This is a genomic window from Streptomyces sp. NPDC019890, assembly GCF_044903445.1.
Taxonomy (GTDB): Bacteria; Actinomycetota; Actinomycetes; order Streptomycetales; family Streptomycetaceae; genus Streptomyces.
This window is the reverse complement of record NZ_JBJDQK010000012.1, coordinates 98,342-118,312: the sequence shown is the minus strand read 5'-3', so window position 1 is coordinate 118,312 and position 19,971 is coordinate 98,342. Positions and strand designations below refer to the sequence as shown.

Below are 19,971 nucleotides of genomic sequence, written 5' to 3'. Positions count from 1 at the left end.
GTTGACGGGGCGGTCCCGCAATCCTACGGTTGTCCATAGGATTCCTTCAGCACCGGGAGCGTACGATGAGCGGCATCGAGCAGGCGCGGAAGACGGCCGACGGCCTTGGGCACTTGTCGGGCTTCGGCAACGAACACAGCTCGGAGGCCGTGCCCGGCGCGCTGCCGCACGGGCGAAACTCACCGCAGCGCGCCCCCCTCGGGCTCTACGCGGAGCAGCTGAGCGGCTCCGCGTTCACCGAGCCCCGCAGCCACAACCGCCGCTCCTGGCTGTACCGGATCCGCCCCTCCGCCGCGCACCCGCCCTTCGTACGCATCGACAACGGCGGTGTACGCAGCGCGCCCTTCACCGAGACCGTCCCCGACCCCAACCGGCTGCGCTGGAACCCGCTGCCCAAGCCCGCGCCCGGTACCGACTGGCTGGCGGGCCTCTGGACGCTCGGCGGCAACGGCGACGCGACCCAGCGCACCGGCATGGCCGTGCACCTCTACCACGCCAACGCCTCCATGACCGACCGGGTGTTCAGCGACTCGGACGGCGAGCTGCTGATCGTGCCCGAGCGCGGTGGGCTGCTGTTGCGCACGGAGCTGGGGCTGCTCGCCGCCCGGCCCGGCGAGGTGGCGCTGATCCCGCGCGGCGTCCGCTTCCGGGTCGAGCTGCTCGACGCTGTGTCTGATGGCGGGCAGAGCCCGACCGCCCGCGGCTATGTCTGCGAGAACTACGGGCAGCCCTTCCAGCTCCCCGACCTGGGGCCGATCGGCGCGAACGGCCTCGCCAATGCCCGGGACTTCCTCGCGCCCGAGGCCGCGTACGAGGACGTGGAGGGCCCGGTCGAGGTCGTGAACAAGTTCTGCGGGAACCTGTGGGCCGCGACGTACGACCACTCGCCGCTCGATGTCGTCGCCTGGCACGGCAACCATGTCCCGTACGTCTATGACCTGCGGCGTTTCAATGCGATCGGGACGATCTCGTACGACCACCCGGACCCGTCCATCTTCACCGTGCTGACGTCGCCGTCCGACACCCCCGGGCTCGCGGGCGTCGACTTCGTGGTCTTCGCGCCGCGCTGGCTGGTCGGTGAGGACACGTTCCGGCCGCCGTACTTCCACCGGAATGTGATGAGCGAGTACATGGGCCTGATCGAGGGCGCGTACGACGCCAAGGCGGAGGGCTTCGTCCCGGGCGGCGGTTCACTGCACAACATGATGTCCGCGCACGGCCCCGACCGGGAGACCTTCGACCGCGCGAGCGCCGCCGAGCTGAAGCCGCAGAAGATCGACGACGGGCTTGCGTTCATGTTCGAGACGCGGTGGCCGGTCACCGCGACCGCTCAGGCGGCGAACGCGGACCATCTGCAACAGGGGTACGACAACGTGTGGCAGGGTCTTGAGCGCCACTTCCGGTCGTAGTACGGAGTACGCCGTGACCGCCTTTGCCCCCGACTCGCTGGTCCTGAACCGCAAGCTCCCGCTGTGGTACCAGGTCTCGCAGTCGCTGCGCGCGTCGATACTGGGCCGGGCGCCCGAGGCGTCGCTGCGACTGCCGACCGAGGAGCAGCTCGCCGCGCACTACGGCGTCAGCGTGCTGACCATGCGCCAGGCCCTCAAGGAGCTGGAGGAGGAGGGCCTGATCAGCAGGCACCGGCGGCGCGGCACCTTTATCGAACCCGGGGCGCGGCGGGGAGCGCCGAGGCGGCTGCTGGGCTCGATCGACGCGATCGTGGCCCAGCAGTCGGGCGAGCGGACGACGATCCTGGGGCACGGCCCCGGGCCGGTGCCCGGCGAACTCGCGGAGTACTTCCCCGAGGACGCCGAGGTCGTGACCTACCGGCGGCTGCGCTGCGACGGCGAGAGCGGCGAGCCGACCAACTGGGCGGAGAACGCTGTCCGTCCGGACATAGCGGAGCAAATCGAACTCGCCGATCTGGAGCGCTGGCCGATGACGAAGGTGCTGCGGGACGGCGTGGGGGTGCGGATCAGCCGGATCACGGACACGGTGGAGGCGCGGCTCGCCGACCCGCCGACGGCAGAGCTGCTCAAGGTGCCGCTGCTGAGCCCGATCCTGCACTACACGGGCGTGACCTACGACGAGTCGGGCCGCGTGGTGGATGTGGCGAGGATCCGCTACCGGGGGGACCGTTTCTCCTTCTCGGTGACCGTCGACGCGGAGTGACCCTCCTGGGCAGCCTGCGCGCGGTTCGCCCGCGAAACCCACCACCGGACAGCAACCACCAACGCCCCCTGGCCCACGGCAGCCACGAACCCGGGTGATTTAGCATCTCAGCATGCCGATGCTGGACGAGCTCATGCCCTGGGGCACCCCACCCCTGCGGCTCGGGCGACCCTGGGTGATGGCTCCGGATACCGCCTCCCTCAAGGCGCGTTGGAACGCTCTGATACGTGCCGAGGGCGTCGAGCAGGACGCGTTGTTCGGGTGCACTCGCGCGCGTACACCGCGCAGCGCCGTCAGTCAGCTGCCCGGGCAGGCCACCGGGACCGTCCGGTTCGTACGGGAGGACGGGCCCTGCCCGGCGCCGGTGCGGGTGACGCACGGCGCCTTCGACCAGCAGTGGCTGGTCCCCGACCACCGGCTGATCGACTCGGCCCGGCCCGAATTGTGGCGGGTCGCCGACGATCACCAGGTGTTCGTCGTGGAGCACGGTTGGGTGGCGGAGGCCTCCGGCCCGGCGGTCGGCGTCTGTGCCGTACTGCCCGACGGGCGCTCCCCCGCCGGACGGCCCGGGCGTATCCGACCGCTGTACCGGCGGCCCGGTGGCGTCGAGCCGAATCTCGCGCCCGGGCTGCTGTCCGCCCTGACCGACCGGTACGGGCACCAGGTCGACGCCGACGAGGTGGTTGCCTGGATTGCCGCGGCCGCTCGGTCCACGGCCGCCGGATGCGTGGTACCGCTGCCCGCCGACCCCGACGTATGGCGTTCCGGTGTGGAGCTGGGGCGGCGGATGACCGGGATCCAGTTGCGCGGCGCTCGCGGCGGCGAGCGGCCCAGGCTGCCCGGGGGCCGCCGGCCGTATGTGCGTGCCGCCGTGCCCGCGCGGCCGGACGCGATCACGTATGACGCCGATGACGAGGTGCTGAGCCTGGGCGAGGGCCGTATCTCTCCCGTGCCCGCCGAGGCCTGGGACTTCCACGTCGGTGGCGTACGCGTCCTTGAGCTCTGGTTCGAGAGCCGCACCACCGCCGCCGAACCGGGCACGCTGGAGGCGATCCGGCCTGCCTTCTGGCCGCAGGAGTGGACCTCCGAGCTCCTTGAGCTGATCACCGTGCTGGCTCTGCTGGGTGAACTCCACTCCCAGCAGCAGGAGTTCAAGGTGGGGGCCGAGCTGGAGCTGCCGGGCGTGCTGCCGCCACCCGGGTCGGCCCGGCGGCCCGCCTCCGTGCTTGATCACCACGAAGAAGGCCCGGAGGGTCAGTTCGCGCTGCTGTGAGGGGCGAAGGAGCGGGGCTTGCCCCGGAACGGCTGCTGACCGGCCCGGGGGTGACAAACGTGGCACATACACGATAGGTACGGCTGTTATGAGCCACCTTCCTGCCGGCCGGCCACTCCCCCTCGACGGGATCACGGTCGTCGCCGTCGAACAGGCCGTATCGGCGCCCTTCGCCACGCGTCAGCTCGCCGATCTCGGCGCCCGCGTCATCAAGATCGAGCGCCCTGACGGCGGTGACTTCGCGCGTGGCTACGACACGGCGGCCCGCGGGCTCGCCTCGCACTTCGTCTGGTGCAACCGCGGCAAGGAGTCCATCGCCATCAATCTGAAGGACCCGCGCGGCCTCGACATCGTGCGTCAACTCGTCGCGGACGCCGATGTGTTCGTACAGAACCTCGCGCAGGGAGCGGCCGCCCGGCTCGGTCTGGACGCGGCCACGCTGTGCGCCGCGCACCCGCGGCTGATCGCCGTGGACATCTCCGGGTACGGCGCGGAGGGACCGTACGCGCACAAGCGCGCCTACGACATGCTCGTGCAGTGCGAGGCGGGTCTGGTGTCGGTGACCGGGACCGCGGAGCAGCCGGTGAAGGCGGGCATTCCGGCCGCCGACATCGCGGCGGCGATGTACGCCTTCTCCGGGGTGCTTGCGGCCCTGCTGCGGCGCGGCACCACGGGGCTCGGCGGGCCGGTGGAGATCTCGATGCTGGAGTCGCTGGCCGAGTGGATGGGGCATCCGCTGCACTACGGGATGCACGGGGGCGAAGCCCCGGCGCGCACCGGGGTCGCGCACGCCGTCATCTCCCCGTACGACGCCTACTCCACGGCGGACGGCGGCCAGGTCCTGCTGTCCGTGCAGAACGACCGGGAGTGGCGGCGGCTGGCCGAGCAGGTGCTGGGGCGTCCCGAACTGGCGCTGGATCCGGTCTTCGCGACCAACACGGCCCGCACGGCGAACCGCGAGAGGACCGATGCGGCGGTGGCCACGGCGCTGGCCCGGCTGAGCACCGCGGATGCGATCGAGGCCCTGGAGGCGGCGGGCATCGCGTGCGCCCGGCTCAACGACGTGACGGACGTGGCCGCGCATCCGCAGCTCGCGGCGCGGGACCGCTGGCGAGAGGTGGACTCACCGGTCGGACCGCTGCGGGCGCTGCTGCCGCCGATCACCCTGCCGGGCGGGCCGGAGGCAAGGATGGGAGCGGTTCCCGCACTGGGCGAGCACACCGACGCACTGCTGAAGGCCCTGGGAATGACGGATGAAGCGGCAGCGGCGCTGCGCCGGGACGGTGTGATCGCCTGAGCGATCTGGGGACGGGTGAACTACAGGGAGGGTACGGAGAGTCCGCCGACGCGCCCGGGTCAGGGAGCGCGACGGCGACGTGGCCGACGAGCGGAGGTGCCGGGCGCCGTTCGAGCCGTGGTGAAGCCGCGGGCCCAACAGGGACCCGCGGGCCTACCGGCGGCTGCCGAACAGCGAGCGACGCAGCCGTCGAAGCGGCGCGAAGAGCGAGACACGCGCGCTCCTGCTCCTGCCGGTGTGCGCTACATCACGCGAGGTGAGCTCGCGCATCAGCGACGTCGCCTCGGCCGCCTCGCGCTGCGGCACCACAGGGCCACCGAGCACCGAGAGATGGCGGTCGAGGCGCGAACTGGTCGCGCTGCTCCCACACGTGATCGCAGGCACTCGCGCCCTGCTGCGCACCGTTATCTGTTCCATGTCACTCCCCACCCGTACGAGGGCACCCGGCCCCGGGCAGATTAACCCTATCGCCCCGCCATGACACTCGTGTATCCCGGGCGCAGGATTCACCACACCTGTACGCGAGTTGACGGCCAGTCTACGGATCCATCTGTTTCCAGGGCGAGTTGGCCGGCGCGTCAGCGAACGCTGTCGGCCTTCGAAGAAGTTCTCGGACTTGCGACCAATCCGCTCGGCCCTCCGCACCGAATGACTGGCAATGAAGCTCGACCAGCACTCGCGTGAAGGACAGATTCGATGACCGCACTCAGCAGCAACGGGCGGGGGGCCCGGAGGCTCGCCGCACTCGCCTGCGTGGCGCTGGCCACCGGGGCGCTCGTGGCTTCCGGCGTGACCGGTCTGGAGCCGGGGACGGCCCGGGCATCCAGCCACCGTGAGGCCCCGCTGATCTCCGGGCAGCCGCAGTACGACAACACCGACGTATACGCGTTCGTCAGCCCCGACAAGCCCGACACGACCACGATCGTGGGCAACTTCCTGCCGTTCCAGGAGCCGGCCGGCGGCCCGAACTTCTACAAGTTCGCCGACGACGCCCAGTACGACATCCACATCGACAGCGACGGTGACGCCCAGGGCGACCTGATCTACCGGTGGACCTTCAAGGACCACGTCAAGAACGGCAACACCTTCCTCTTCAACACCGGCCCCGTCACCGCGATCGACGACCCGGACCTCAACATCACGCAGACGTACGACATCGATCTGCTGAGGCTGAAGAACCAGCATGTGATGCACTCCACAAAGATCGCCGACGATCTGCCGGTGGCACCGTCGAACGTGGGCAAGGCGTCCATGCCGGACTACCAGAGCCTGCGCGACCAGGCGGTGAAGGAACTCCCCGGCGGATCGACGGCGTTCGCGGGCCAGGCGGACGATCCCTTCTTCGCCGACCTGCGCGTCTTCGACCTGCTCTACGGCGCGAACCTCACCGAGGTCGGCAACGACACGCTCAAGGGCTACAACGTCAACTCCATCGCCCTGCAGGTGCCCACCGCGTACATCCGGCAGTCGGAGAAGCAGCCCATCGTCGGCATCTGGTCGACCACCCAGCGCAAGAGCGCGGGCGGCCACTGGAAGCAGGTGTCCCGGCTCGGCATGCCGCTGGTCAACGAGGTCGTCATCCCCGTCAAGGACAAGGACAAGTTCAACGCGTCCCACCCGTGGAACGACGGTGACTTCCTGCAGTTCGTCACCCAGCCGGAACTGCCGAAGCTGATCGAGGGCATCTACAAGATCAAGGCCCCGGCCGAGCCGCGCAACGACCTGGTCTCGGTGTTCCTGACCGGCGTCGACAAGCTCAACAAGCCGCCGCACGTCCGCCCCGCCGAGGCGCTGCGGCTCAACACCTCCATCCCGCCGAGCGCGGAGCCGAAGCGGCTGGGCGTGCTCGACGGCGACAACGCGGGATTCCCGAACGGACGGCGGCTCTCGGACGACGTCCTGGACATCGCGCTCCAGGTGGTCGAGGGCGAACTGGTCGGCACCAAGAACGACTTGGGTGACGCGGTCAACGAGAACGACCAGAAGTTCAGCCACTCCTTCCCGTATGTGGCGCTGCCGACCTCCGGCTCGCGGGGCCCGCTCGCCAAGGAGGCCGCGGCCAAGGACGCCCAGGGCAACCTGCTCACCGGTGGCGCGTCGTCGGCGGCCTCCAGCAGCGACTTCACCAACAACGCGCTGGTCGTCTCGGCCATCTCCGCGGGCGCGGGTGTGCTGCTCGTGGCCCTGGGGCTGACCTGGTGGCGGATGCGGCGCCGCACTGCGTACAGCCGCAATACGTACAGCTGACCGGGACACGGCTTCGAAACGCTGTACGACGCAATCGCTCCTACGAACCGAAAGGGCAGACAGATGTCCCTGCGAAGGGCGCCAGACACGACCGCGGCCACGGGCCGCGACCCGGGCGACCGGGAGCCGGGTCTCCGGTCCGGGGCGGGTCCCCGGCTCGGGGCGGGCAGGGTCTGGGGGTTGCTGCTTCCCGCCGGGACGCTGGCCCTCGCCCTCACCGTGGGCGTCGTCATGGCGGGCGGTGCGGACCAGGAGCCACCGACGGCCCGCACCGCCGCACCCGCCGCGGACACACCGCTCGACCGGATAGGCACCGGTGACCTCGCCCGGGGGGTCACCGGCCTCCAGGCGCATCTGCGGGCCCAGCCCAAGGACGCCCGGGGGTGGGCGACGCTGGGCGCCGCCTATGTCGAGCAGGCCAGGACCAGCGGCGACCCGACCCGGTATCCGCAGGCCGACAAGGCACTGGCCCGCTCGCTTGCACTCCAGCCGCGGGACAACGACGCGGCGCTCGCCGGCCGTGCCGCACTCGCGGCGGCGCGGCACGACTTCCACGGCGCGCTGCGCGAGTCGGAGGCGGCGCTGAAGGTCAATGCCTTCAGCGAGCGGGCGATGTCCTCCCGCATCGACGCTCTCGTCGAACTCGGCAGCTACGACAAGGCGTTGGCGGCGGCCAAGCAGGCCGACGACCGCCGCCCCGGCATCCCCGTCTTCACGCGCTATGCGTACGTACTGGAACTGCGCGGCGATGTTGCGGGGGCCCGCCGGGTGCTGAACGTCGCGATGAACTCGGCCTCCTCCCCGGGCGACATGGCGTATGTGTCCACGGCTCTGGGCCAACTGGAGTGGAGCCAGGGGGCGTACGCCCCGGCGCTGAAGTACTTCACCACGGCGCTCGATGCGGACCCGGGGTATCTGCCCGCGCTCGAGGGCCGGGCGCGCACCCAGGCCGCGCGCGGCGACACCAAGGGCGCCGTGTCCGGGCTCGAAGCGGTGGTGGACAGGCTGCCGCTGCCGGGACAGCTGGTGGCGCTGGGTGAGCTGTACGAGGCCGCGGGGCGCAAGGCCGATGCCCGCAATCAGTACGAACTGATCGGCACCTGGACGGAGTTGGCACGCGCCAATGGCGTCGACACCGACCTGGACACCGCGCTCGCCCTGGCCGACCACGGCGACAAGGCGCAGGCGCTGACCGCCGCCCGCGCCGAGTGGAAGAAGCGCCGGACCGTGCACACGGCGGACGCGCTGGCCTGGGCCCTGCACGTCAACGGCCGTTCCGCCGAGGCTCTGCAGTACCTCGCCACCTCGGCGCCGGCCGGCTGCCGCAACGCGATGTTTCTCTACCACCGCGGCATGATCGAGCGGGCCGCGGACAAGCCGGCGGCCGCCCGTGCCTCGCTCACCGCCGCGCTGAAGATCAACCCCGGTTTCTCCCCCACCGGTTCACGTGCGGCCCGGGCCGCACTGCAGGCTCTGGAGGCGTCATGAAGAGGCGTACGACCGCCGTCGGCGCGGCGGTCCTGATCGCCGGGGCCGCGCTCGCGGTGCTGCCCGCGGGAACGGCCGCTGCGCATCCCCTGGGGAACTTCACGGTCAACCGTTACGACGGGCTGCTCGTCGCGCCCGGGCGGCTGAGTGTCGACCATGTCGAGGACCTGGCGGAGATCCCCGCCGCCCAGGCCCGCTCCAAGGTCGACCGGAACGGCGACCGGGAGATGTCCCCCGCCGAACTGTCCGAGTGGGCCAAGGGGCGCTGCCAGGACGCGGCCCGGGGCAGCCGGGTCACCGTCGAGCGGCGCGCCGTCGCGCTCACGCCCGGTGCGAGCACCGCCGAGGTGCGCCCCGGGCAGGCCGGGCTGCCGACGCTCCGGCTCGAGTGCAGGCTGACGGCCGAACTGCCGGACGGTCGCCAGACGATCGGGTTCCGCGCGGCGGGCAGCGGCAACGGACCGGGCTGGCGGGAGATCACGGCCCGCGGCGACCGGATGACGCTCAGCTCGTCCGACGTCCCGCAGGCATCCACCTCGCGGCGGCTGACGCAGTACCCGAACGGGCAGCTCTCCTCGGCGCCCGACCGCACGACGGCCGCGCTGTCGGTCGCCCCCGGCGGCGCGCCTGCGGGGGCGGACCGGCAGGAGGCCCTGGCCCCGGCCTCCGTACTGCCGCGCGGCGCCGACCGCTGGACGCAGGCGCTGACGAATCTGGTGTCCCGCCGCGACCTGACCGTGGGATTCGCCGCGCTGGCCCTCGCGACCGCGGTGCTGCTGGGCGCGCTGCACGCGCTCGCGCCGGGCCACGGCAAGACGGTGATGGCGGCCGCGGCGGCCGCGGGTGGGAAGAACTCCCTTCGTGATGTCCTCTCGTTGGGCGCGTCGGTGACGATCACGCACACCCTCGGGGTGTTCGCACTCGGCGGTCTGATCGCGGTGGGCTCGGCGGCGGCGCCGTCCGTGGTGGCGTGGCTCGGCGTGGCGAGCGGGGCGCTGGTGGCCGTTGCGGGGGTGGTACTCGTACGAAGGGCATGGCACAACCGCGGCGACGCGCATGGGCATGGGCATGGGCATGGGCATGGGCACGACCACGGGCACGGGCACGGGCACGGGCAGAGTCACAGCCACGACGACGCGCACCCGGACGACCAGGGCCACCCGCACGGGCACGATCACGGCCACAGCCACGCGCACGGGCATACCCACAGCCACGATCACCGATCGCTCGGACTCCGCTCCACACTTCTGCTCGGCTTCGCCGGCGGGCTCGTCCCCAGCCCGTCCGCCGTCGTCGTGCTCGTCGGCGCCGCCGCGCTCGGCCGCGCCTGGTTCGGCCTCCTGCTCGTCCTCGCGTACGGCCTCGGGCTCGCCCTCACCCTCGCCGCCGCCGGCTTCGCCGCGGTCCGGCTCGGCGAACGCGCCACCCGGCTGCTCGCCGAGCGCAGCCGCCGCAAGGGACGGCTTTTCTCCGCTGTTCAGCGCGTCATGCCGCTGGGGACCGCCTGCGTCGTCCTCGCCCTCGGATGCGGATTGGCGCTCAAGGGGGCGGCAACAGCTCTTGCGTGAGCTAACTTGGGGTAGTTGCTCTGCTACCGATGGGGGCTCTCTGTGAGCGAAGTGCCGGGCGATGAGCGGCTGGTGGTGGGGCGCTACCGCCTGCTGAGCCCCTTGGGCGAGGGCGGGATGGGCGTGGTGTGGCGCGCCCGCGACGAGCTGCTGGGCCGGGAGGTCGCGGTCAAGGAGGTCCGCGCCCCCGCCGCCCTCGGCACCACCGACGAGCAGCGGCTGTACGCGCGCCTGGAGCGGGAGGCCTGGGCCGCAGGCCGGATCTCGCACCGCAATGTGGTGACCGTCTACGACGTGGCGACCGAGGACGGCCGGCCCTGGATCGTGATGGAGCTGATCCGCGGGCTCGCGCTCTCCGATGTGCTGGACGCCGAGGGGCCCCTCGCCCCGCAGCGTGCCGCGCACATCGGAGCGGAGATCCTCGCGGGCCTGCGCGCCGCGCACGACGCGGGGGTGCTGCACCGGGACGTGAAGCCCGGGAACGTACTCATCGGCAATGACGGCCGCGTGGTGCTGTCCGACTTCGGGATCGCGACGGTCGAGGGGTCCTCCAACCTCACGATGACGGGCGAGCTGATCGGCTCTCCCGAATTCCTCGCCCCCGAGCGGGCGCTGGGGCGTACACCGGGGCCCGAGTCGGATCTCTGGTCGCTGGGGGTCCTGCTGTATGCCGCGGTCGAGGGCAACTCCCCCTTCCGCCAGAACACCCCGCTGAGCACACTGCGGGCCGTCGTCGACGAGGAGCTGCCACCGCCGCACCGGGCCGGTCCGCTGGCGCCGCTGATTGCGGGGCTGCTGCGCAAGGACCCGGCCGAGCGGCTTTCGGCACAGGAGGCCGAGCGGCAGCTGCGGGTGGTGGCAGCGGGCGGTGCAGCCCGTACGGCCGCGCCGCCGCTGCCCGGTCCGTACAGCCCCACCGTGGCGGCCGGTTCACCCACCCCGGTCGTTCCTCCGCTGCCGCGCGCGCCCACCCTGGTGCCAGGTCCGGCCACCACGGCCGCCACCGCTGTGCCGCCCGACCGCGCCAGGCGGGCGACGGTGGTGCTGATCGCCGGGGTTGCCGCGCTGCTCCTCGCGGTGGGCGGCCTCGCCTGGGCGCTGATCAACCACAACAGGACCCAGGACACCGGGAACAACAACGGCCGCGGTGCACCCCCCGGGCCGAGCAGTTCGAGCACCGGTCCGGGCGGCACGGCCGCCCCGGGAGGCGGGACGGACGGCGGCAACGCGGGCAACACCGGCAACAGCGGAAACAATGGCAACAACGGTGGCGGCAATGGCGGTACATACACGCCGCCGCAGACCGTCCAGGTCTACGCCCAGAGCGTGCAGGGCAGTTACTCGGGCAGCTGCCCGCCGCCGGAAGCGGAGGCTCCGGCCTTCCACGCGACGATCACCGTGGGGCGTACCCCGGCGACGGTCGACTACCGCTGGGCGACCAAGAGCGGCGAGAGCTCCGGCTCCGGCTGGAAGACGCTCGACTTCGCCGCCGGGGGCTCGAAGCAGAAGCAGGTCAGCCACATAGAGCTGACGTACAAGCAGGACGGGACGCACCACGACCGGATCCGGGTGGAGATCCGGAGTCCGGTCGAGGTCCGCTCGAACTGGATCGACTTCTCTGTCACGTGCCATCAGCAGACCCCGACGGACGGGGGCTCCTACACGCCGAACACGCCCGCGGCGAACGCGACCGCGCCTGGCGCGACCGCAGCAGGCGTTACCGCGTCGAGCGCGGACAACGCCGTGTTCAGGCGTGCGAGGTGAAGACGGGCAGATAGCCGCCGGAGTGTCCGGCGGCGGTGGGGTGGTAGGACTCGCCGATGTTGAGCCAGTTCAGGCTGTGCAGCCAGGCCGCGCCGGAGCAGATCTCGTGTCCGGTGAAGGCGGGCACGACATCCGCGAAGTCGTAGCCGTGGTTGGCCGCGCGCTTTGCGACGGCGGCATTGAGATAGTCCGCGGCCGAGTTGATCGCGGCCCGCTTCTTCTCGGTCATGCCGGCGATGCAGCTGCCGCTGAGCTTGTAGAAGCGGGGGTAGCCGAGGACGACGACCTGGGCGGCGGGGGCCTTGGATCTGATGGCCGAGTACACCGAGTCGAGCTTGCCGGGCAGGGTGGTGTCGACGTACGCGCGGGCCTGGTTGATCCGGTTGATGCAGCTGGACTCGGACTGCAGGACGCATGTGGTCATGACGTCGGAGAAGCCGGCGTCATTGCCGCCGACGGTGAGGGAGACAAGGTCGGTGGCGGCGCTGAGGGGTGCGAGCTGGCCGGCCGTGACATCACCCGTACGAGCGCCTGAGCAAGCGGTGAATGCGAACGACGAGGGTGAATGCGCGGCCGCCCAGAGCTTGGGGTAGGCCTTCGTGCTGCGCTTGCAGTCGCCGCTTGCGCTGTCGTAGCTGCCGGCTCCGACGCCTGAGGAGTACGAGTCACCCAGGGCCACGTAGTCAAGGGCGAGAGCGGTGTCCGTGGCCTGAGCCTGGCCGGCGCCGGTGAGAGCGAGGACGACGCCGAGGAGGAGTGAGGACGAGAATGCCGTGATTCGGGACAGTTTCATGGAACCTCCCTTTAGCAGGATCTCTGCCACAACTTTCGTAGCAGCGCCCATACTTCACTGGAAGTGTCCATGCCAAGAATGTTTCCGTAAGGCTTCTTGACGGTGCGTCACACACTGCGCAGCATGGAGGGTCAGCAACCGGAACATCCGGCACCTTGGGGGCAAGTCGGCCATGCCGACGATCAAAGACATGCCGTTGGCAGTCGTGAAAAATCTGCCGCCGATGCTCGCCGGCGGCGCGTGCGCCGTCTCGGGGGTGGGAGTCGCACTGGCGCTGGCCGGCGTTCAGTCGCCGCTGCGCGCTCCGTTCGTTCTCTTCCTCCTGTTCGCGGGACCGGCCTGCGGCCTTGCCGCCGCTCTTCCCCGACTGGACCCGGCGGCCAGGGCAGCCGTGGCCGCGGGCGGCGCGGTCGCCATCGATCTGGCAGTGGCCCAATCACTGTCGTCGCCACGTCTTCTGACGGTCGACCGGGGCATCACGGCCGTCGTGGTGATCACCGCACTGCTCTTCCTCTGGGCACTGGGACGGCGAATCCGGAATACAGAACACATCAATACAGCCGACCGCTGGATGAAAGGGATCAAGACAGGCAGATCCGGACTGTTCGCATCCAAGGACGAATCAGTATCAAAAAAGTAAAAAGGTGAGTCCCCGTCCCAGGTCTTGTCATACAGTCCTATTCATCAATACCGTCGTACATCCACCCGCAACGGACCATCACGCAAAGCGGCTCCAGGGGAGGGCTCAAGCGCCGCGATGGCTTCGGAGCGGAGCGCGGTAGGGGGGTGCCGTGCTCGGTTTTCGCGCTCAATCCGAGCCGTACGCCGCGCGGCCAGTTTTGCCAGCTCACCCACCGAGAACGGAGCCGCTTGCCGTCATGGGCGGGGTGAGAAGAACCCCCCTTTCGAACCGGAAACTCATCCGGACTGCCCGGGGGCGGGCGGTCCACCGGTGGAGAGGGAAACAGACTCATGAGCTCAGTCCTGCGCCCGGCCGCTCCGGGGCAAGATCAGTTCACCGAACCGTCGCAGCAGGGGGGAACTTCCGAAAGAACGGCCGCGGCGGAAGCTCCGGCAAAGGAAGTCGGCCGCCTGTCCCATCCGTACCGGCCGATCTCCTCGCATCTCGCGATCACTCCGCCCGTGAGCGTCGTGATCCCCGCCATGAATGAGGCGGAAAATCTTCCGTACGTCTTCAAGACCCTGCCCGACTGGATTCATGAAGTCGTGCTGGTGGACGGGAATTCGAGCGACAACACCGTTCAGGTCGCCCGTGAGCTGTGGCCGGACGTCAAGGTCGTCAAGCAGGTCGGCAAGGGCAAAGGGGATGCCCTCATCAGCGGATTCGCCGCCTGCACGGGCGACATCATCGTGATGGTCGACGCGGACGGCTCGGCCGACGGCCAGGAGATCGTCTCCTATGTCTCGGCCCTTGTCTCGGGCGCCGATTTCGCCAAGGGCTCCCGCTTCGCCAACGGCGGCGGCACCGACGACATGACCCCCATCCGCAAGTTCGGCAACTGGGTCCTGTGCACCATCGTCAACGCCAAGTTCGGAGCCCGCTACACCGACCTCTGCTACGGATACAACGCCTTCTGGAAGCACTGCCTGGACAAGATCACCCTGGACTGCACGGGCTTCGAGATAGAGACCCTGATGAACGTCCGGGTCGTCAAGGCCGGACTGCGCGTGCAGGAGGTCCCCAGCCACGAGTACCTCCGCATCCACGGCGTCAGCAACCTCAGCGCCGTACGGGACGGGCTGCGGGTCCTCAGAGTGATCCTCAAGGAGAAGGGCGTGAGCCGCGCCCAGCGCCGCCGTGAGGCCGCGCTGAGCCTCAGGATTCCGCGGGGAGAGGTGTCTTGAGCGACCGACGCTTCTCCGTGGTGATCTGCGTCTATACGGAGGACCGCTGGGAGGACATCCTCGCGGCGGTCGACTCCGTACGGAGTCAGTCGCTGCCGGCTCTGGAGACGCTGCTCGTCGTGGACCACAATCCGGCGCTTCTGGACCGGCTCACCGAGGAGTACCGGGAGTACGGCGAGCAGGGTGAACCTGCCGCCGACGGCGAGAAGGTGCGGGTGCTCGCGAACGCGGGCCCCCGCGGCCTCTCCGCGGGCCGCAACACCGGGATCGCCGCCGCCCGCGGCGAGTTCGTCGCCTTCCTGGACGACGACGCCGTGGCCGAGCGCGACTGGCTGCGGTACTTCGCCGAGGGGTACGACGAACCACGGGTGATGGCCGTCGGCGGGCGGACGAAGGCGGCGTGGGCATCCGGGCACAGGCCCCGCTGGTTCCCCGAGGAGTTCGACTGGGTCGTCGGCTGTACGTACCGGGGACTGCCGCGCGGCAAGGTGCGGGTGCGCAATGTGCTGGGAGGGAACGCTTCCTTCCGGCGCAGCGCATTCGACGCGTCGGGCGGCTTCGCCACCGGGATCGGGCGCGACGGCGACAAACGCCCGCTGGGCTGCGAGGAGACCGAGCTGTGCATCCGGCTCACCAAGGCGCTGCCGGACGCGGTTCTGCTGATCGACGACCGCGCAGTGATCCACCACAAGGTCCCGGCCGCGCGTGAACGGTTCGGGTACTTCCGCACCCGCACCTACGCGGAGGGCCTGTCCAAGGCGCTCGTGGCCAAAAGCGTGGGCGCGGACAAGGGGCTCGAGTCCGAGCGCCGGTACACCACGCGGGTGCTCCCGGCCGGAGTCGCGCGCGGGCTGCGCGACGCGTTGCTCGGTCGCCGGGGCGGCGCGGGCCGGGCGGCCGCGATCGTCGCGGGGGTCGCGGTGGCGGCGGGCGGCTATGTGGTGGGGAGCGTGCGGGCGCGCGGTGGCGGCGTGACGTTCTCGTCGGGACCGATCGTGGACGGCCGGGCCCGGTCGGGCGCGGCTCCCTCGAAATCGGTCCTGCCGTCCGAGCCGGTGCCCTCGAGACTCGTAGTCCCCGCGTCGGACGCGCGAGGTGAGCCTGCGTGAGTCAGCCCGTACCCATTCTGATGTACCACGCCATCGGGCACCGGACGGCCGAGGCCACCCACGGCCTGTCCGTCTCGCCCGACGCGTTCGCCGAGCAGCTCGAACTGCTCGGCGAGCGCGGGTTCACCCCCCTCACCACCGCACAGCTGGGCGACGCCTGGCGGTCGGGCGGCGGCCGGCCGTTGCCACGCCGCCCGGTGCTGATCACCTTCGACGACGGCTACGAGGGCGTGCACCGGCACGCTCTCCCCGTGCTCGCCAAGCACGGCTTCGCCTCGACACTCTTCGTCTCGACAGGCTGGCTGCGCGGCCCGTACGACGAAGGCGGCGCGCTCGACACCATGCTCGACTGGGACCAGGTGCGCGAACTGGCCGCGGCCGGAATGGAGATCGGCGGGCACACCCACACCCATCCGCAGCTGGACCAGCTCGACGACGACCGGCTGCGCCACGAGACCATCCGCTGCCGGGACATCGTGGGCGACGAACTGGGTGCCCTGCCGGTCTCCTTCGCCTATCCGTACGGGTACTCCAGCCGCCGGGTGCGGCGTACGGTCCGGGCCGCGGGTTTCGCGCAGTCGCTCGCCGTGGGCAACGCTCTCGCCCTGCCCCGGCAGGGGCCGTACGCCCTGCAGCGGGTGACCGTGCGGCGCAGCACCGGCATCGAGGAGTTCGAGCGGCTGATCGAAGGCCGGTCGATCGCCCGCAACTTCGCCAAGGACCGGGCGCTCACCAAGGGCTACGCCGTGGTGCGCCGGGCGCGTCGGGTCGGGAGCCTGATCCGCCGGGCCGGCGGCTGATGCGGGAAGGAACCCGGGGCACGGCCGAACCGGAGCGGGCCCCAGGGGCGGCCGGGCCCGAACGGGGCCCTGGCACGGCCGGGCCCGAAGGTGCCTCCCGCGCGGCCGGACCCGCCGGCCGCCCCTGGGCGCGCCACCGGTCAAAACACCGTGCGCTCGGCGGCAGCGTGCCGGATCATGGGCGCATGTCTGCCAAGCCTCAGGACGCACTGCCGATCCGGCTCAACGTCGACGACAGCGATTCACCTTCGGACGTCGTCGACGCGCTGTTCCTCGGCCGTTTCGCGACGGGCGAGCAGCCGTACTCCCACAGCTCCACCATCGACCGAGTCAAGCCCGGCGCCACCCTGCTGCCGCCCGCCGCCTCCGTGCTGCGCTCCGCCCGCGACGACGACCGCAGCGCCACCCTCGCCGAGGGCGAGGGCTGGACGCTGCTCATCTCCCGCTGGAACCGCGGCGCCGACGTCACGGTCACCGCGGTCACCTCCGAGCTCGCCGAGAAGGTGCTCAAACAGGCGACGGACGGCGCCGCCGACGAGCCCGAACCGCAGCCGGAGAACGTCACCATGGGGTTCTGGTACGTGTCGCCGCGGCGCGGTCCGCACCGCACGACGCGCCAGATCGCCGCCGGGACCTGGGACGAGGTCAAGCCCAACTACACGGCGCCGGTGGCCGACGCGATGGACCGCCTGATGAAGGTGACGCCGGACGACATCGCGGGCCGGCTGCTCCTGCTGCACGGCCCGCCCGGCACCGGAAAGACCTCCGCGCTGCGCACGCTGGCCCGTTCCTGGCGGGACTGGTGCCAGGTCGACTGCGTACTCGACCCGGAGCGGCTCTTCAACGATGTCGGCTATCTGATGGACATCGCGATCGGCGAGGACGAGGGCACGTCGAAGGGCCGCTGGCGGCTGCTTCTCCTTGAGGACTGCGACGAACTGATCCGCGGCGAGGCCAAGCACACCGCGGGCCAGGCGCTGTCGCGGTTGCTCAACCTCACGGACGGCCTGCTCGGCCAGGGACGCAACGTCCTGGTGGGCGTGACGACCAACGAGGACCTGGAGCGACTGCACCCCGCCGTGGTCCGCCCGGGCCGCTGTCTGGCCCGCATCGAGGTGGGCGCGCTGACCCGCAAGGAGTCGGTGAACTGGCTGGGTACGGAGGAGGGCGTCGGCCGAGAGGGCGCGACGCTGGCGGAGCTGTACGCACTGCGCCGCGGCAACACCCCGGCGTCGGTGCCCCCGCAACACGACGGCGCGGACGCGGGCCTGTACCTCTGACGGGCTCATTTTGAGCGTAGGGGGGTCCGTGGCGAAAGGCCTACGCGTCAACCCCCGTACGCCGCGCGCAGCGCATCCTGCACCGCCGACAGCGCGTCGGCACGCGTGAGGCCGAGCCGATGCACCTGCTCGGCATACGCCGCCGCGGCCACCGCAGCCTGCCGCACCGCCGCATCCCCCGCCGCCGCGATGAACGTCCCATTGCGGCCGCGCGTCTCGATCACACCGTCGGCCTCCAGCGCGCGGTACGCCTTGGCGACAGTGTTGGCGGCGAGACCGAGGTCCTCCGCGAGGCCGCGTACGGTCGGCAGCCGGTAGCCCACGGGCAGCACGCCCGACCTGGCCTGTTCGGAGATCTGGCTGCGCAGCTGCTCGTACGGAGCGACAGCCGCATCAAAGTCGATGGCGATGTTCAAGGTCACCCGCCGATTGTCCCCCAGCCGCTCTCCCCCCTCGTGGGAAATGAGGAGGCGACACGACCCTGCGGGCACGTACCGTGCGCTCGTTACGAGATCTGCGCTACGGAGGTACGGCATGTCCGCACGCTTGGTTGAGGTGGTCCTGGTCAAGGCCGGCCGGACCAAGATCCGCTATTCCGCCGAGCTGCTCGCGGACGACGGCACCCAGGTGACGGTGCGCGCGCCGTGGGCGGGCGAGGGGACGCGCGACTTCGGCTTCGTACGCTTCGAGGCGGGCGATGTCTTCACCGAGCACTACTGGCGCAACCGCTGGTACTCGGTGAAGGAGGTCCGCGCCGGCGACGGCACGCTGAAGGGCTGGTACTGCGACATCACCCGCCCCGCCACGCTGGACGGCGACGAGCTGACCGTCGAGGACCTGGACCTCGATCTGTGGGTGTCGGCGGACGGTTTGTCGGTGCTGCGTCTGGACGAGGACGAGTTCGAGGCGAGCGGGCTCGCCGCCCGCGACCCGGAGGCGGCGAAGCATGCGGTCCAGGCCCTGGACGAGCTGGAAGTCCTCGCCCACCGGGGCAAGTTGACGGATCTGCTCGATCACCGCGGCCGGTAGTGATGACGCCCCGCACTGGGCACCGCCACGCCGCCACCTCGGCCGCGTGATCCGCCCCCATCGAGGCGGGCACACGCTGACGGGGTCCTCCAGGACCGACATGCTGTGCGGCAGGCACCGTGCGCTCGGCGTTAGCGCCCTACCGCACTTGCGGTTCCAGCAGCTCCAGTGCCTGCTCCCAGCGGAAGTGATCAGCGCTACCTCCCGCCTCGGGTTGATAGGGCTCGTAGTCGCCGATCAAAACGCCCATCCTCCGCAGCCGCTCCAGGCTCTGCCCATACGCGGGGTGCGCAGCCTGGGCCGCGTTCAGATAGGGCAGTACGGCAGTGGGGATGCCGAAGCCGTACGCCTCGCACAGGATGCCCAGCGCCAGGGTGTCCGAGATTCCGGACGCCCACTTGTTGATGGTGTTGAAGGTGGCGGGAGCCACCGCGATCGCATCTGCCGGCGGCAACGGGCGCGGGTCGCCGGGGCTGCGCCAAGCCGAGCGGATCGGGTAGCCGGTCTGGGCCTCCACCGTCTGGACGTCGATGAAGCCGAGCGTTGGTGGGGTCGCGACGAGGCCCACGTCCCAGTTCTGTTCCTGGGCCGCGGTGATGAGCTTGCCGACATCCCCGGCGATCCCGGCCGCGCAGACGACGACGTACAGGAACGGCTTCTTGAGCTGGTCGAGCTGATCACTCACGCGGGAACTCTCCCTCGGCTGCTGAAGTCGTGCGCCCATGGCGCGGGTCAGGCGATTCTGCCCACCGCTCCCACCGCTCCCACCGCTCCCACCGCTCCCACCGCTCCCACCGCTCCCACCGCTGCTCAGCCTGGAGCAGCCTCCCACTCGCGCTCCAGGATCGAGTAGGTGACGGAGTCGCGCCAGGCGCGCAGGGCCGACAGCCCCCAAAAACGGCAGCGAGTCGTGGACGCCGTCCAGAGAATGCTGGCCGACGGCGAGCCCATCACCTTCACCACAGTTGCCCGCACCGCGAAGGTCTCAACCTGGCTCGTCTATGCCGAAGGCGTACGCGAGCACGTTGAAGCGGCCATCCGCCAGCAGGAACACGAACCTGTCGTCGCACGATCAGACGGTTGCCAGGCCAGCCCGGCGAGCCTGAAGTCCGACCTGCTCATGGCTCGCGAGGAGATCACTGCCCTCCGCCAGGAACGTGACTGAGCCTGGGATGCCCCGCTCGCGCCGAACGCCCCGGCGGCGACGGCGAGCAATTCCGCCACGCCAGCCGAAAGCTCCCAGACGAAGTCGGCCTGCTCGTCGGCCATCCAGCGTTCGGTGGCC

The 19,971-nt window shown here is 70.7% G+C and carries 19 protein-coding genes; 15 read left to right on the top strand and 4 right to left on the bottom strand.

Annotated features, from left to right (window positions below):
• The first annotated feature begins 65 nt into the window (after positions 1 to 65).
• The 4 genes from hmgA (at position 66) to ACI2LP_RS28270 (ending at position 4,742) form a co-directional block, all read left to right on the top strand.
• Positions 66 to 1,409 (top strand): homogentisate 1,2-dioxygenase, encoded by a 1,344-nt coding sequence (hmgA, locus tag ACI2LP_RS28285; RefSeq protein WP_404727345.1) that lies wholly within the window; start codon positions 66 to 68, stop codon positions 1,407 to 1,409.
• Between the two features lie 13 nt (positions 1,410 to 1,422).
• Positions 1,423 to 2,172 carry a GntR family transcriptional regulator gene (locus ACI2LP_RS28280; protein ID WP_404727344.1) on the top strand — a complete coding sequence of 250 codons (750 nt, stop codon included), beginning with the start codon at positions 1,423 to 1,425 and terminating at the stop codon, positions 2,170 to 2,172.
• 112 nt (positions 2,173 to 2,284) lie between these two features.
• Positions 2,285 to 3,445: a type ISP restriction/modification enzyme gene (locus tag ACI2LP_RS28275; RefSeq protein ID WP_404727343.1), complete on the top strand. Its 1,161-nt coding sequence runs from the start codon at positions 2,285 to 2,287 to the stop codon at positions 3,443 to 3,445.
• 88 nt (positions 3,446 to 3,533) lie between these two features.
• Positions 3,534 to 4,742, top strand: a complete 1,209-nt coding sequence (locus tag ACI2LP_RS28270) for a CaiB/BaiF CoA transferase family protein (protein ID WP_404727342.1) — start codon at positions 3,534 to 3,536, stop codon at positions 4,740 to 4,742.
• A 153-nt stretch (positions 4,743 to 4,895) separates the two neighbouring features.
• Here ACI2LP_RS28270 and ACI2LP_RS28265 read toward each other — a convergent pair whose 3' ends face one another.
• Positions 4,896 to 5,159 (bottom strand): hypothetical protein, encoded by a 264-nt coding sequence (locus ACI2LP_RS28265; protein ID WP_404727341.1) that lies wholly within the window; start codon positions 5,157 to 5,159, stop codon positions 4,896 to 4,898.
• A 279-nt stretch (positions 5,160 to 5,438) separates the two neighbouring features.
• Between ACI2LP_RS28265 and ACI2LP_RS28260 the strand changes: the two genes are divergently transcribed.
• The 4 genes from ACI2LP_RS28260 to ACI2LP_RS28245 all read left to right on the top strand — a co-directional run bounded on the left by ACI2LP_RS28260 (position 5,439) and on the right by ACI2LP_RS28245 (position 11,809).
• Positions 5,439 to 6,989 carry a DUF4331 domain-containing protein gene (locus tag ACI2LP_RS28260; RefSeq protein WP_404727340.1) on the top strand — a complete coding sequence of 517 codons (1,551 nt, stop codon included), beginning with the start codon at positions 5,439 to 5,441 and terminating at the stop codon, positions 6,987 to 6,989.
• 63 nt (positions 6,990 to 7,052) lie between these two features.
• Positions 7,053 to 8,477, top strand: coding sequence for a hypothetical protein (locus tag ACI2LP_RS28255; RefSeq protein WP_404727339.1), 1,425 nt, complete (start codon positions 7,053 to 7,055; stop codon positions 8,475 to 8,477).
• Positions 8,474 to 10,045 carry a nickel transporter gene (locus ACI2LP_RS28250; RefSeq protein ID WP_404727338.1) on the top strand — a complete coding sequence of 524 codons (1,572 nt, stop codon included), beginning with the start codon at positions 8,474 to 8,476 and terminating at the stop codon, positions 10,043 to 10,045. Before ACI2LP_RS28255 ends, ACI2LP_RS28250 begins: the two co-directional genes overlap by 4 nt.
• A 42-nt stretch (positions 10,046 to 10,087) precedes the next feature.
• Complete coding sequence (locus tag ACI2LP_RS28245) at positions 10,088 to 11,809, top strand: protein kinase (RefSeq protein ID WP_404727337.1); 1,722 nt, start codon at positions 10,088 to 10,090, stop codon at positions 11,807 to 11,809.
• Here the strand turns inward: ACI2LP_RS28245 and ACI2LP_RS28240 are convergent.
• Positions 11,793 to 12,602 carry an SGNH/GDSL hydrolase family protein gene (locus tag ACI2LP_RS28240; protein ID WP_404727336.1) on the bottom strand — a complete coding sequence of 270 codons (810 nt, stop codon included), beginning with the start codon at positions 12,600 to 12,602 and terminating at the stop codon, positions 11,793 to 11,795. The two genes, ACI2LP_RS28245 and ACI2LP_RS28240, sit on opposite strands and share 17 nt — an antisense overlap.
• Before the next feature lie 172 nt (positions 12,603 to 12,774).
• Here ACI2LP_RS28240 and ACI2LP_RS28235 point away from each other — a divergent pair, with 172 nt between their 5' ends.
• The 5 genes from ACI2LP_RS28235 (at position 12,775) to ACI2LP_RS28215 (ending at position 17,657) form a co-directional block, all read left to right on the top strand.
• Positions 12,775 to 13,242: a hypothetical protein gene (locus ACI2LP_RS28235; protein ID WP_404727335.1), complete on the top strand. Its 468-nt coding sequence runs from the start codon at positions 12,775 to 12,777 to the stop codon at positions 13,240 to 13,242.
• 332 nt (positions 13,243 to 13,574) lie between these two features.
• Positions 13,575 to 14,468, top strand: coding sequence for a glycosyltransferase family 2 protein (locus tag ACI2LP_RS28230; RefSeq protein WP_404727334.1), 894 nt, complete (start codon positions 13,575 to 13,577; stop codon positions 14,466 to 14,468).
• Positions 14,465 to 15,577, top strand: a complete 1,113-nt coding sequence (locus ACI2LP_RS28225; protein ID WP_404727333.1) for a glycosyltransferase family 2 protein — start codon at positions 14,465 to 14,467, stop codon at positions 15,575 to 15,577. The genes ACI2LP_RS28230 and ACI2LP_RS28225 overlap by 4 nt, the downstream gene beginning before the upstream one ends.
• A 20-nt stretch (positions 15,578 to 15,597) precedes the next feature.
• Positions 15,598 to 16,377, top strand: a complete 780-nt coding sequence (locus ACI2LP_RS28220; protein WP_404727416.1) for a polysaccharide deacetylase family protein — start codon at positions 15,598 to 15,600, stop codon at positions 16,375 to 16,377.
• Positions 16,378 to 16,562: 185 nt separating this feature from the next.
• Positions 16,563 to 17,657, top strand: coding sequence for a DUF5925 domain-containing protein (locus ACI2LP_RS28215; RefSeq protein WP_404727332.1), 1,095 nt, complete (start codon positions 16,563 to 16,565; stop codon positions 17,655 to 17,657).
• A 47-nt stretch (positions 17,658 to 17,704) separates the two neighbouring features.
• Here ACI2LP_RS28215 and ACI2LP_RS28210 read toward each other — a convergent pair whose 3' ends face one another.
• Positions 17,705 to 18,079, bottom strand: a complete 375-nt coding sequence (locus ACI2LP_RS28210; protein WP_404727331.1) for a GntR family transcriptional regulator — start codon at positions 18,077 to 18,079, stop codon at positions 17,705 to 17,707.
• Between the two features lie 112 nt (positions 18,080 to 18,191).
• Here ACI2LP_RS28210 and ACI2LP_RS28205 point away from each other — a divergent pair, with 112 nt between their 5' ends.
• Positions 18,192 to 18,686, top strand: a complete 495-nt coding sequence (locus ACI2LP_RS28205; protein WP_404727330.1) for a DUF402 domain-containing protein — start codon at positions 18,192 to 18,194, stop codon at positions 18,684 to 18,686.
• A 139-nt stretch (positions 18,687 to 18,825) separates the two neighbouring features.
• Here the strand turns inward: ACI2LP_RS28205 and ACI2LP_RS28200 are convergent, their stop codons facing one another.
• Complete coding sequence (locus ACI2LP_RS28200) at positions 18,826 to 19,371, bottom strand: flavoprotein (protein ID WP_404727329.1); 546 nt, start codon at positions 19,369 to 19,371, stop codon at positions 18,826 to 18,828.
• A gap of 168 nt (positions 19,372 to 19,539) precedes the next feature.
• On the opposite strand from ACI2LP_RS28200, the gene ACI2LP_RS28195 reads away from it, so the two are divergent.
• Positions 19,540 to 19,851 (top strand): DUF6262 family protein, encoded by a 312-nt coding sequence (locus ACI2LP_RS28195; protein WP_404727328.1) that lies wholly within the window; start codon positions 19,540 to 19,542, stop codon positions 19,849 to 19,851.
• The last annotated feature ends 120 nt before the right edge of the window (positions 19,852 to 19,971 follow it).

What these genes read in the sequence shown, in the direction of transcription:
- ACI2LP_RS28205 (WP_404727330.1), top strand. Translation starts at nt 18,192, where the DNA reads ATGTCCGCACGCTTGGTTGAGGTGGTCCTGGTCAAGGCCGGCCGGACC.
- ACI2LP_RS28250 (WP_404727338.1), top strand. Translation starts at nt 8,474, where the DNA reads ATGAAGAGGCGTACGACCGCCGTCGGCGCGGCGGTCCTGATCGCCGGG.
- ACI2LP_RS28255 (WP_404727339.1), top strand. Translation starts at nt 7,053, where the DNA reads ATGTCCCTGCGAAGGGCGCCAGACACGACCGCGGCCACGGGCCGCGAC.
- ACI2LP_RS28270 (WP_404727342.1), top strand. Translation starts at nt 3,534, where the DNA reads ATGAGCCACCTTCCTGCCGGCCGGCCACTCCCCCTCGACGGGATCACG.
- ACI2LP_RS28240 (WP_404727336.1), bottom strand. Translation starts at nt 12,602, where the DNA reads ATGAAACTGTCCCGAATCACGGCATTCTCGTCCTCACTCCTCCTCGGC.
- hmgA (WP_404727345.1), top strand. Translation starts at nt 66, where the DNA reads ATGAGCGGCATCGAGCAGGCGCGGAAGACGGCCGACGGCCTTGGGCAC.
- ACI2LP_RS28220 (WP_404727416.1), top strand. Translation starts at nt 15,598, where the DNA reads ATGTACCACGCCATCGGGCACCGGACGGCCGAGGCCACCCACGGCCTG.
- ACI2LP_RS28275 (WP_404727343.1), top strand. Translation starts at nt 2,285, where the DNA reads ATGCCGATGCTGGACGAGCTCATGCCCTGGGGCACCCCACCCCTGCGG.
- ACI2LP_RS28235 (WP_404727335.1), top strand. Translation starts at nt 12,775, where the DNA reads ATGCCGACGATCAAAGACATGCCGTTGGCAGTCGTGAAAAATCTGCCG.
- ACI2LP_RS28265 (WP_404727341.1), bottom strand. Translation starts at nt 5,159, where the DNA reads ATGGAACAGATAACGGTGCGCAGCAGGGCGCGAGTGCCTGCGATCACG.
- ACI2LP_RS28215 (WP_404727332.1), top strand. Translation starts at nt 16,563, where the DNA reads ATGTCTGCCAAGCCTCAGGACGCACTGCCGATCCGGCTCAACGTCGAC.
- ACI2LP_RS28260 (WP_404727340.1), top strand. Translation starts at nt 5,439, where the DNA reads ATGACCGCACTCAGCAGCAACGGGCGGGGGGCCCGGAGGCTCGCCGCA.
- ACI2LP_RS28230 (WP_404727334.1), top strand. Translation starts at nt 13,575, where the DNA reads ATGAGCTCAGTCCTGCGCCCGGCCGCTCCGGGGCAAGATCAGTTCACC.